General features: G+C 36.8%; 9 protein-coding genes. All 9 read left to right on the top strand.

What is annotated here, in order from left to right; all coding sequences use genetic code 11:
* Positions 1-124 precede the first annotated feature (124 nt).
* The 9 genes from ACFQO1_RS07295 (at position 125) to pgi (ending at position 12,118) form a co-directional block, all read left to right on the top strand.
* Positions 125-667, top strand: coding sequence for an NADPH-dependent FMN reductase (locus ACFQO1_RS07295; RefSeq protein WP_380217334.1), 543 nt, complete (start codon positions 125-127; stop codon positions 665-667).
* Positions 667-1,959, top strand: a complete 1,293-nt coding sequence (gene pabB / locus ACFQO1_RS07290; RefSeq protein ID WP_380217333.1) for an aminodeoxychorismate synthase component I — start codon at positions 667-669, stop codon at positions 1,957-1,959. The genes ACFQO1_RS07295 and pabB overlap by 1 nt, the downstream gene beginning before the upstream one ends.
* A gap of 44 nt (positions 1,960-2,003) precedes the next feature.
* On the top strand, positions 2,004-3,314 hold the full coding sequence (tilS, locus tag ACFQO1_RS07285; RefSeq protein WP_380217332.1) for a tRNA lysidine(34) synthetase TilS: 1,311 nt from the start codon (positions 2,004-2,006) through the stop codon (positions 3,312-3,314).
* Positions 3,315-3,320: 6 nt separating this feature from the next.
* Positions 3,321-5,381 (top strand): protein-disulfide reductase DsbD family protein, encoded by a 2,061-nt coding sequence (locus ACFQO1_RS07280; protein ID WP_380217331.1) that lies wholly within the window; start codon positions 3,321-3,323, stop codon positions 5,379-5,381.
* Between the two features lie 12 nt (positions 5,382-5,393).
* Positions 5,394-7,241, top strand: coding sequence for a CocE/NonD family hydrolase (locus tag ACFQO1_RS07275; RefSeq protein WP_380217330.1), 1,848 nt, complete (start codon positions 5,394-5,396; stop codon positions 7,239-7,241).
* Positions 7,242-7,556: 315 nt separating this feature from the next.
* Complete coding sequence (gene pfkA / locus ACFQO1_RS07270) at positions 7,557-8,543, top strand: 6-phosphofructokinase (protein WP_380217329.1); 987 nt, start codon at positions 7,557-7,559, stop codon at positions 8,541-8,543.
* Between the two features lie 70 nt (positions 8,544-8,613).
* Complete coding sequence (gap, locus tag ACFQO1_RS07265) at positions 8,614-9,612, top strand: type I glyceraldehyde-3-phosphate dehydrogenase (RefSeq protein WP_380217328.1); 999 nt, start codon at positions 8,614-8,616, stop codon at positions 9,610-9,612.
* A gap of 3 nt (positions 9,613-9,615) precedes the next feature.
* Positions 9,616-10,500, top strand: coding sequence for an N-acetylglucosamine kinase (locus ACFQO1_RS07260; RefSeq protein ID WP_380217327.1), 885 nt, complete (start codon positions 9,616-9,618; stop codon positions 10,498-10,500).
* 49 nt (positions 10,501-10,549) lie between these two features.
* Positions 10,550-12,118, top strand: coding sequence for a glucose-6-phosphate isomerase (gene pgi / locus ACFQO1_RS07255; protein WP_380217326.1), 1,569 nt, complete (start codon positions 10,550-10,552; stop codon positions 12,116-12,118).
* The last annotated feature ends 41 nt before the right edge of the window (positions 12,119-12,159 follow it).

Raw genomic sequence — 12,159 nt, 5'->3', positions numbered from 1 at the left:
CACAATATGTACGAAAAATATTACATATAGGTTTTAATTATATAGAAAAATACGATTCAACTATATTTTATGTAGTTAATTGAGACTTTCATTATTGATCATTTAAATTGAATATCTTTGACAGATGAAAAAAATCCTTGCCTTTTCTGGAAGTAATAGTAGTACTTCCATCAATGAGAAATTAGTAGATTATACAGTCTCACTCCTTCCCAAACAAGCTGTAAAACGAATCAAACTTACAGAATTTCCATTACCAATTTTTAGTGAAGACCTTGAGAAGCAAGAGCCTTATCCTATACATTTAATACAGCTTAAAAATGAAATTAAAGAGGCAGATGCGCTACTCATTTCTGTGAATGAACACAATGGTGCTGTTTCCGCTTTTTTTAAAAATTATATTGACTGGCTTTCCAGAATTGAATATAAATTTTTAGCAGGAAAAAAAATACTTCTCATGAGTACCTCCCCTGGAAAACGAGGAGGTGCTTCAGCATTAGACTATGTAAAAAATGTGCTGCCACGTTTTGATGGAGAAATTATTGAAAGTTTTTCATTTCCTTCTTTTTCTGAAAATTTTTCAGTAGAACAGAATATTGTAACTAATGAAGTTTTACGACTAGGATTGCACGATGTGATTCAAAATTTTGCACACCAAATTGACGTATAATGCGGTTGGTAAAAAAAATACCTTTTCAACTTTCCGAAGCAAATAAAAAGCGATTACTGTGTTGGGCGCAACAATTCAACGAAATTGCCTGGCTGGATAGCAATCAATACGAACAGGAATATTCAAATTATGAAGCGATACTCGCAGTTGATGCCTTTACTTCTATAAAAACAGATTTTTACAATGCTTTTAACGATTTGGATGAATACCAAAAAACTACAAAAGACTGGCTGTTTGGCTATCTTACCTATGATTTAAAAAATGATGTTGAAGGTCTGGAGTCTCATAATTATGACGGATTGCACTTTCCGGATTTGTATTTCTTTCAGCCGAAAAAGCTTTTTCTTTTTACTGATTCTGAAGTAGAACTTCACTATTTGCGTATGGTAGATGACGAACTGGAAACCGATTGGAATGATATCTTACGTACTGATATTACAGAAAAACCTTTGGAGCATCAGGAGATTAAAATAAGATTAAGAACATCAAAGGATACCTACTTTGACAATGTACGCCAGTTGCTTTCACATATAGAACGTGGCGATGTGTATGAAGCAAATTATTGTCAGGAGTTTTTTTCAGAAGACGTGCTCATACATCCTGTGACTACTTTTTTAGAACTCAATAAGATATCTACGCCACCTTTTGCAACTTTTATGAAAGTGGATGCGCATTTTGTGCTTTCAGCTTCACCAGAACGCTACTTGAAAAAAGAAGGAACTACGGTAATTTCTCAGCCTATAAAAGGGACGGCAAAACGATTGTCGAATCCAGAAGAAGATGCTGCAATGGTCGTTCAACTTACAAATGATCCAAAGGAGCGAAGTGAAAATATTATGATTACAGATCTGGTGCGCAATGACCTATCGCGTATTGCCAAGAAAGGAACTGTAGAGGTTTCAGCTTTATGTAAAGTTTCTACGTTTGAGCAGGTTCATCAAATGATCTCAACGATACGATGCGAGGTTGAAGAGACGGTTTCGCCGGTAGCGATTCTTAAAAATACATTTCCTATGGGCAGTATGACGGGAGCTCCAAAAGTTTCAGCCATGAAAATCATTGAAAAGCTGGAAGATACAAAACGCGGATTGTATAGCGGAGCAGTGGGTTATTTCTCTCCGACGGGAGATTTCGACTTCAATGTCATTATACGCAGTATTTTATATAATGAGACTTTGCGCTACGTGAGTTATTCGGTGGGAGGTGCGATTACAGCAAAATCTAATCCAGAACAGGAGTACGAAGAATGCTTGCTCAAAGCAAAAGCCATGCGTGAAGTATTGGGCGGATAGGTGTTTTAAACCGTATCTTTGTTTTATGCTTTAGCCTTTAATAAATGCTGCAAGATTTCAAAAAACATATTAATGCTTCGTTTTCTTTTCTGAAAGGCAAAAGACTTTTAGTGGCTTGTAGTGGCGGATTAGACAGTGTGGTGTTGACGTATTTGCTGAAACATTCAGATTTTGATTTGGCGTTGGCACATTGTAATTTTTCTTTACGTGCTTCTGAAAGTGATAGTGATGAAGACTTTGTCGTTACTTTGGCAGATAAACTTTCCATTCCAGTATTTACCGAAACTTTCCAGACCAAACAATTTGCCAAAGATCATAAAGTATCCATTCAAATGGCGGCACGACAATTACGATATGACTGGTTTTCACAGCTTTTAAAAAGTACCCATTATGAGTATGTGGTAACGGCCCATCACGCAGACGATGCGCTGGAAACTTTTTTAATAAATCTATCGCGAGGCTCAGGCTTACGTGGGTTAACTGGAATTCCAGAAATCAATGAAAATATCATTAGACCCTTACTGCCGTTCTCCAAAGCTCAAATTCTGGCGTACGCTAAAAAGGAGAACTTATATTGGCGGGAAGATAGCAGCAATGCTGCTTCAGAGTATCTTCGGAATGCTCTCAGGTTACATGTCATTCCGTTTCTAAAAGAAACGAATAGTTCCATTTTAGATGCCTTGCAAAAAACACAACGAAACTTGAGAGACAGCGAATCGCTTATTCAGGATTATATGTCTTTGGTGTACAACCTTGTCATTACTGAAAATTTTGATGGTTATTCAATTCATCTTCAAAAATTACTCGAATTGCCCAATACGGAAGCGTTATTATATGAATTATTAAGTCCGTTTGGGTTTACAGACTTTACAGCACTTTCAGCATTGCTTACTGCACAATCTGGGAAGCAGATTTTTTCAGAAACCCATAGAATTTTAAAAGACAGAGATGTTTTATTACTAACTGAAGTGATCAAGGATGTTGAAGAACTTTCAGTAACAATTCCTAAAAAGACCAGCAAGATTACTACGCCAATTCCTTTGCACTTTGAGATAGTTGATAACAGAGTATTGTCTAATGACGCCACTATATTTGTAGATTATGATAAACTACAATTCCCTTTGACGTTACGCAAATGGAAGGAGGGAGATAGTTTTCAGCCTTTTGGAATGCAAGGAAAAAAGAAATTGAGTAAGTTTTTTAAAGATGAAAAGGTATCTTTGGTTGCCAAAGAAAAAATGTATGTGTTGTGTAGTGGGAATGAGATACTATGGGTGGTGGGAATGCGAATGGATGATGCCTATAAAGTGACGCCACAAACACAAAAAATTTTAAAAATTACAAAAGCAGTGTAAGCATTTATGAAGAAGTTACTTTTAATTGTATTGGTTTTAACGACTGTGGTTTCGACAGTTGCTCAGGATTTTTCTGCTCTTGGAAATCAACAGGGAGGAGATATAAAGGATCCTGTAGATTGGGAAGCCAAAGTAAATGCGATAGATGCAAATAATTTTGAGTTTAAACTAAATGCATTTATTGACGACGAATGGCATATCTATTCACAAACAACACCTAATGAAGGTATTGGGCCTATTCCATTAGCGCTTACCTATATAAATGCTGAAGGTAATTTTGAAACAACTTCTGAGTTAACCGAAAGCAAAACATATCGTGAATTTAGTGAAGTATGGGGTTTTGATGAAGTTTTCTTTAAAGAAACTGCTACACTTAGTCAAAAAATCAAACTACTCAATCCGGCTATTAATGTCATTAAAGCCGAACTTACCTATCAGGTTTGTAAGACCGTTTGTCTAAATGAAGAACGCTATGTGGTTTTTGATCTTGCCGCAAATAAAGCATTATTTATAGAGAATTATGATGATTTTGAAGCCTATGCAAGTACGAGTGCAAGTCTTCAAAAAGATCCTAAAAAAGTAAGTGAAGTAGATAATTCGGAAGTAGAAGAGGACAATAAAAAATCTGATAAAAAAGGATTGTGGACCATCTTCTTCATCGCTTTTTTATCTGGATTTGCTGCTTTGTTAACGCCTTGTGTGTTTCCTATGATTCCTTTGACTGTTAGCTTTTTTACGAAGCAGAGTAAGACGCGCTCAAAAGGAATTAAAAATGCAATCTTATATGCGTTCTTTATTGTTGTAATATATGTTTTACTGGGCACTGTGGTCACAGCTATTTTTGGAGCCGATGCTTTAAATGCGCTCTCTACCAATGTCTGGTTTAATATTATCTTCTTTGTATTGCTCGTTATATTTGCGATATCGTTCTTAGGAGCTTTTGAAATTACGTTACCACAATCTTGGGCAAATCGAGTTGATAAAAATGCAGATCGAGGCGGCATCGCTGGAATTTTCTTTATGGCTTTGGCCCTTGCTATTGTTTCTTTTTCATGTACAGGACCAATTGTTGGAACACTATTAGTTGAAGCTGCATCAAAAGGTGGAACGGCACCTATCATTGGTATGTTAGGGTTCTCTTTGGCTATAGCACTGCCCTTTGCATTGTTTGCTATGTTTCCAGGGTGGTTAAATTCACTTCCTAAAAGTGGAGGGTGGCTTAATAGTGTCAAAGTCTTTTTAGGCTTTCTTGAACTTGCACTTGCATTTAAATTTTTATCAAATGCAGATTTGGTATTACAGTTACATTGGTTTGAAAGAGAGATCTTTTTAGCCATTTGGATTGCAATATTCGGAGCACTTGCATTATATCTATTAGGTAAACTAAAACTTCCGCATGATAGTCCGTCGCCAAATATTTCAGTAGGTAGATTATTACTAGGTTTGGTCACGTTAAGTTTCACCATCTATTTAGTTCCGGGGCTTTGGGGCGCACCGTTAAAGTTGATTAGTGGGTTTCCGCCACCAATGAATTACAGTGAGGCTCCCTACGGAGTTGGATATACCAAAGTATCATCGGGAGGAACAATTACCACTGAAACAGAATTCCCAAAGGGAGCAGAACTAGGGCCTCATGATATTTTAGCCTTTACAGATTATTTTGAAGGATTGGCCTATGCCAAAGAAATTGGAAAACCAGTATTGTTGGACTTTACAGGCTATGCTTGCGTCAATTGCCGAAAAATGGAAGAACGGGTGTGGGCAGAACCTAGTATTTTAAATATGCTAAAAAATGATGTAGTACTTATCTCATTGTATGGAGACGATAAAAGAGCGTTACCAAAAGAAGAACAGTATACCAGTGAAACAACTGGAAAGCGTGTTAATACGATAGGTAGAAAATGGAGCGACTTTTTCATTAAACGATATAACATTAATGCACAACCTTATTACATCCTTATGGATCATGAAGAAAATACATTAAATCCTCCTGTAGGTTATACTCCCGATGTCGAGGAGTACGAAGCATGGCTTACGGAAGGAATTTCAAATTTTTCAGAAAAATAGAAATCCAATCATATGAAATACATCACATTAATAGTCACATTCTTCATAATTACGGGTCTTTCGGCTCAAGAAGTTGAAGAGAATTATGCAAAAGAAAATTATACTAAAACCGAAACCTACATCACCATGCGGGATGGGACGAAGTTGCATACTACTATCTATGCACCAAAGGATACTTCAAAAAAATATCCAATTCTTTTTCAAAGAACACCTTATAGTTCTAGACCTTATGGAGAGGACCAGTTTAGGTCTAAGATTGGACCTAACGAATTTATGATGAAGGAAGGTAATATTATAGTATACCAAGATGTCCGTGGCCGCTGGATGAGCGAAGGGACCTACGATAATATGAGGGCATACATCCCTAACAAAAAGGGAAAGCAGTTTGATGAAGCCAGTGATACCTATGATAGTATTGATTGGTTGATTAAAAATGTACCTAATAATAATGGAAATGTTGGAACGTGGGGAATTTCATATCCTGGATTTTATGCAACTTACGCTTTGCTAGATGCGCATCCAGCCTTAAAAGCTTCTTCGCCTCAAGCGCCCATTGGAGATTTCTTTTTTGATGATTTTCATCATAACGGAGCTTATTTATTAAGCTACTGGAGGGCTACTGCAGTGTTTGGCTATGAGAAGGATGGCCCTAAAAAAGAGGCTTGGTATGAATTTCCAAAACTAGATACCGAAGATCAATACCAGTTTTTTCTAGATGTTGGACCGCTTTCAAATTTGGATGAATATTATAAAGAAGACAATGTATTCTGGACGCAATTAAAGGAACACCCGAACTATGATGAGTTTTGGCAGTCCCGCGGAATTATTCAGCATTTAAAAAATATAAAACCAGCGGTTATGGTAGTTGGGGGTCTATTTGATGCGGAAGATCTGTACGGTCCTTTTGAAACTTATGAGAAAATTGAAAATCAGAGTGATAATTATAACACCGTAGTGTTTGGTCCATGGAGTCATGGAGATTGGGCAAGAACAAAAAAGCGCCAAGCGATAGGAAATGTTTATTTTGGGGATGATATTTCTGAAAACTTTCAAAAAGATATTGAAACAAAATTCTTTAATCACTTTCTGAAAAATAACGGGAAAGGTGATTCTGGACTTCCTGAAGCCTATATGTATGACAGCGGAAGCAATGTCTGGAAATCATATACCGAATGGCCTCCTGCGAAAGCACAAAAGAAAACCTTCTGGTTACAGAGCAATGGACGTTTAAATCCTGTGGCAGAAAGAAGTTATACCTTTGAAGAGTTTGTAAGCGACCCTAAAAAACCTGTACCATATTCCGAAGATATAAAAGTGGTATTTACACCACGAAAGTACATGACAGATGATCAACGTTTTGCGGCTCGTCGTCCAGATGTCTTAACATTTACAACTCCTGTACTCGAAGAAGATATGACGATGGCTGGAGATATTATAGCAAAATTAAAAGTTGCCACGACGGGGACCGATTCAGATTGGATCGTAAAAGTGATCGATATATATCCAGGTGATGCTAAGGACACCGAAGAAACCCAAGATCATTTAAAAATGAGTAATTATCACATGATGGTGCGTAGTGAAGTGTTACGTGGAAGGTTTAGAAATAGCTTCAGTAATCCAGAGCCATTTGTAGCAAATGAGAAGACAGCAATTGCGATCAAGCTTCAGGATATCCATCACACCTTTAAAAAAGGACACAAGATACAAGTACAAGTGCAAAGCACCTGGTTTCCGTACATTGATTTGAATCCGCAGACCTATGTAGATAATATTTTTGAAGCAAAAGAATCAGACTTTACAAAACAGACTCATAAAGTATTTAATGATTCGTCCATCGAATTTATGATACTTGAAAAGTAAATGTTGTTATAAAAGAAAAGCGTCTTGATTATGAGTCCAAGACGCTTTATAACAAACCTAACTTAGTAAATTTTAAAAGATGAAATAACAGCTTTTAAAAATTGTTGGTAAGAATTTTTTATCCCCACAAAAAATCCTTCCTGAACATATTCACTAATTCATCTGTAAATATAGGTGGCAAGTATTTAAAAAACTATACGTGTATACACGTATATTTCATAAGCGTTCTACTTTTTCTTTTAAACACAATACTTAAAATGTTATAGATTTCAAAACAGTATTGCGTTCCCATAAAATGCTATTATATTTACTCAAATGAAAACTCAACTAAATAAAATAGCCGTTTTAACCAGTGGAGGAGACGCCCCAGGAATGAACGCAGCGATTAGAGCGGTAGTACGATCATGTGCGTATCACCAACTGGAATGCGTAGGTGTTTTTAGAGGGTATGAAGGTTTAATAGAAGGCGATTTTAAGCCGCTTGATGCACGTTCTGTAAAAAATATTATTAATAGAGGGGGTACATTTTTAAAATCGGCTCGCTCTCAAGAGTTTAGAACTAAAGAAGGTCGGCAAAAAGCGTACGATCATCTTAAGAAAGCCAATATCGATGCGTTAGTGACCATAGGAGGTGATGGAACATTTGCAGGAGCAATTGTATTCAATGAAGAATTTGATTTTCCTATCGTTGGACTTCCTGGTACAATTGATAATGATATTAATGGTACCGATTACACAATAGGTTATGACACGGCTTTAAATACTGTTGTTGAAGCTATTGATAAAATTCGGGATACGGCGAACTCTCATAACAGACTATTTCTGGTAGAAGTGATGGGGCGTGATGCCGGCGATATTGCTCTTAATGCCGGAATAGGAGCGGGGGCCGAAGAAATTCTAATCCCCGAACAAAATATGGGGAAAGAACGACTCGTTGAATCTTTAAAACGGAGTAAAAAATCTGGTAAAAGTTCAAGTATTGTTGTCGTTGCTGAAGGCGATCAGATTGGAAAAAATATATTGGGACTGGCAGACTATATACGTGAAAATTTAACAGAGTACGAATGTAAAGTAACCGTTCTGGGGCACATCCAACGTGGAGGAGCGCCCAGTTGTTATGATCGGGTGCTGGCAAGTAGACTGGGAGTTGGCGCCATAGATGCGCTTCTAAATGGCGAACGTGATGTGATGATAGGAATTGTTCATAATAGGGTAGTGTCAATACCTTTTACAGAATCCTTAAAAGGAAGTAATAAAATCGATGAAGAATTGATTCGGGTTGCCGATATCATTTCTATCTAATGTTGTTAGAATTCAGAAAAAATAATTAATTAAAAAAGATTCTCAGGCAGTATTGTCTGGACACCATACTATGAAAACAAAAATTGCCATTAATGGCTTCGGAAGAATAGGAAGAATAGCGTTTAGAATTGCATCCCAAAATGATCGTGTGGAGGTAGTTGCAGTTAACGATTTACTGGATGTGGATCATTTGGCGTATTTACTGGAATATGATTCAGTCCACGGAAAGTACCCAGGCACTATTGAAGTAAAGGATGGAAATCTAATAGTAGATGGACGTTCCATTCGGGTGTCTTCGGAAAGAAATCCGGAAAATTTGAAGTGGGATGCGGTAAATGCTGAGATTGTACTGGATTGTACCGGTATTTTTAAAGAAATAGAATCTGCTGAAGCACATCTAAAAGCAGGAGCCAAAAAAGTGGTTATTTCTGCACCTTCCAAAACAGCTCCAATGTTTGTAATGGGTGTAAATCACAAAGAACTAAAAGCAACAGATACCATAGTTTCAAATGCTTCCTGTACTACAAATTGTCTGGCGCCCTTAGCTAAGATTATTGATGATGAACTGGAAATCGTCGAAGGACTAATGACTACAGTACACAGTGTAACAGCTACACAATCGACCGTAGATCAGCCTTCAAAAAAGAATTACCGATTAGGAAGAAGTGGTTTGGCAAATATCATTCCTACAAGTACTGGAGCTGCAGTAGCAGTGACAAAAGTAATTCCGTCGTTAGAAGGAAAGCTCACTGGGATGGCATTTCGTGTTCCTACAGTAGATGTTTCCGTAGTAGATTTAACCGTACGTACAAAGAAAGCTGCTAGCTACGAAGAAATAAAAACACTTTTTAAACAGGCTGCAAAGGGTGCTTATAAAGGTATTGTAGCTTATACAGATGAACCAGTTGTTTCACAGGATTTTGTAAGCGATCCACACACGTGTACCTTTGATGCAGAAGCTGGAATTGCTCTTAATGACAATTTTTTTAAATTAGTTGCTTGGTATGACAATGAATATGGCTATTCGGCAAAACTGATTGATTTGGCAGTTTATATGGCAAGTGTGTAATCTATGATTTTAATAACTGACGGCGGTTCGACAAAGTGCGACTGGATTCTTTTAGATTCGGAAGGTGACGTTGTATTAAAGACCCGTACTTTAGGATTAAACCCTGCCGTCATTCCTGAAGCAGAATTATACGATCGTATTTCTGGAAATTCAGATTTACAGTCGGTTTGTGATACAATTGAAACGCTTGATTTTTACGGTGCGGGTTGCGGTACCAAAACTCCTGTCGCGTTACTAACTTCTATTTTAGAAAAGATCTTTAAGAATGCAAATGTTAGAGTTAAAGAAGATACAGTGGCTGCGGTGTATGCTGCTACAACAAAACCAGGGATCGTTTGTATTTTGGGCACCGGTTCAAACAGTTGCTATTTTGACGGAAAAGATATACATGCTTCGGTGGTATCATTAGGGTATACATTAATGGATGAGGCAAGTGGTAATTACTTCGGAAAGCGTTTGCTACGTGATTATTTCTATAAAAAAATGCCTTCAGTACTGGCCTTAGAATTTGAAAAACGATTCGATCTTGAGGCAGATACCATAAAATTAAATTTATACAAAAAGCCTAATCCAAATATGTATTTAGCTTCGTTCGCAGCATTTATTTTCAGTTCCGAAAAAAATAGGTCTTTTCAAGCCGAAGAAATTAATAAGTACTTTTACCATCTTATACGTGAAGGAATACAGAAATTTATTGAATACAGAATTCTTTGCTTTAAAGAGTCACAACAGGTTCCCATTCATTTTATTGGTAGTATTGCTCACTTTAGTGAGGCTATCATTAGAGATTGTTTAAAGCCTTATAATCTGGAACTAGGTAACGTCATTAGGAGGCCTATCGATGGACTGATTGCCTATTACAAGAATAATCGACCACAAAATGAATGATTTTAGATTTACGATTGTAGATTTGTAATTCTTAACGCTAAACCAAAAAATGCCTTTACCCAAAATAAATCCTACGACAACTGCTGCCTGGAAAAAACTGGAGGCTCATTTTTCTGAAACGGAGCAACTTCACATGGCTACTCTTTTTGCCGAAGATGCTTCGAGAGTTTCAAAAATGAAAATCGAGTGGGAGGATTTTTACCTAGATTTTTCAAAAAATAGAGTAACTCATGAGACGATGGAGTTGTTACTCGAATTGGCAGAAGAAGTTCAACTAAAAACGGCTATTGAAGCTCAATATAACGGAGAGCACATTAATGAAACCGAAGACCGGGCAGTTTTGCATACAGCCTTGCGGGATTTTGATTCGATGAAGCCTGAAGTAAAAAAGGGACTTCAACAAATGCAAGATTTTTCAGAAAAGATTATCTCCACAACATATAAAGGATATACAGGTAAACCTATTACAGATATTGTTAATATTGGTATTGGCGGGAGTCACTTGGGACCTGAAATGGTCACCGAAGCACTTTCTTTTTATAAAAATGAGCTCAATGTTCATTATATATCAAATGTAGATGGGGATCATGTTCATGAGGTTCTTAAAAAAATCTCACCTGAAACAACTTTGTTTATAGTAGTTTCAAAATCATTCACGACCCAAGAAACTCGTACAAATGCAACTACGGTTCGCAATTGGTTTGTTGAAAAAGCTTCAGAAAAAGCTATTTCAAAGCACTTTGTAGCTGTTTCTTCTAATCATAAGGCAGTAAAAAAATTTGGAATAACAACAGAAAATATTTTTCCCATGTGGGATTGGGTAGGAGGTAGATTCTCTTTATGGAGCGCTGTAGGACTTTCGATTTGTTGCAGTATTGGTTATAAACACTTTGAAGACCTACTAAAGGGTGCTCATAAAATGGACACGCACTTTAGGACCGCTCAGTTTTCAGAAAACATGCCAGTAGTGTTAGCATTACTTTCGGTATGGTATAATAATTTTTTTAAGTGTCAAACAGCAGCAATTATTCCTTATACCCAATACTTGAAAAAGTTTGTAGATTATTTACAACAGGCTGTTATGGAGAGTAATGGCAAATGTGTTGATCGTAATGGAGATCTAATCAGTTACGAAACTGGAATGATACTTTGGGGAAATACAGGCACGAATGCACAACATGCTTTCTTTCAGTTATTGCATCAGGGAACTAAGTTAGTGCCTTGTGATTTTATCGCTTTTAGAGAATCACTCTATGGAGCAACTGATCATCAAAATAAACTATTAGCTAATTGTTTTGCACAGACTGAAGCTCTACTTCAGGGTTCAGGAGATGAAGCTGTAGATTCGCACAAATATTTTAAAGGAAATAGACCCTCTAATACCTTACTCATTCATAAAGTAACTCCAGAATCTCTCGGGAAACTTATAGCTCTTTATGAACATAAAATTTTTGTACAAGGAGTTATCTTGAATATTTTTAGTTATGATCAATGGGGTGTTGAATTAGGTAAGCGAACTGCAATAGAAACATTGGCGGCAATTGCGAATAATGAGGTTTCAGCTATTAAAAATGTATCGACAAAGGGTTTACTACAGAAAAAGAACGAGTTTAGATAAGTGCTACCTGTCACTAGGTTAATGTATTAGCAAAGGTTGAA

Source organism: Jejudonia soesokkakensis, from assembly GCF_042664795.1.
GTDB lineage: Bacteria > Bacteroidota > Bacteroidia > Flavobacteriales > Flavobacteriaceae > Jejudonia > Jejudonia soesokkakensis.
The sequence above is the reverse complement of the archived record's forward strand: the minus strand, read 5'-3'. Positions and strand labels throughout refer to the sequence as shown.

What these genes read in the sequence shown, in the direction of transcription:
- pfkA (WP_380217329.1), top strand. Translation starts at nt 7,557, where the DNA reads ATGAAAACTCAACTAAATAAAATAGCCGTTTTAACCAGTGGAGGAGAC.
- gap (WP_380217328.1), top strand. Translation starts at nt 8,614, where the DNA reads ATGAAAACAAAAATTGCCATTAATGGCTTCGGAAGAATAGGAAGAATA.
- ACFQO1_RS07280 (WP_380217331.1), top strand. Translation starts at nt 3,321, where the DNA reads ATGAAGAAGTTACTTTTAATTGTATTGGTTTTAACGACTGTGGTTTCG.
- tilS (WP_380217332.1), top strand. Translation starts at nt 2,004, where the DNA reads ATGCTGCAAGATTTCAAAAAACATATTAATGCTTCGTTTTCTTTTCTG.
- ACFQO1_RS07260 (WP_380217327.1), top strand. Translation starts at nt 9,616, where the DNA reads ATGATTTTAATAACTGACGGCGGTTCGACAAAGTGCGACTGGATTCTT.
- pgi (WP_380217326.1), top strand. Translation starts at nt 10,550, where the DNA reads ATGCCTTTACCCAAAATAAATCCTACGACAACTGCTGCCTGGAAAAAA.
- ACFQO1_RS07295 (WP_380217334.1), top strand. Translation starts at nt 125, where the DNA reads ATGAAAAAAATCCTTGCCTTTTCTGGAAGTAATAGTAGTACTTCCATC.
- ACFQO1_RS07275 (WP_380217330.1), top strand. Translation starts at nt 5,394, where the DNA reads ATGAAATACATCACATTAATAGTCACATTCTTCATAATTACGGGTCTT.
- pabB (WP_380217333.1), top strand. Translation starts at nt 667, where the DNA reads ATGCGGTTGGTAAAAAAAATACCTTTTCAACTTTCCGAAGCAAATAAA.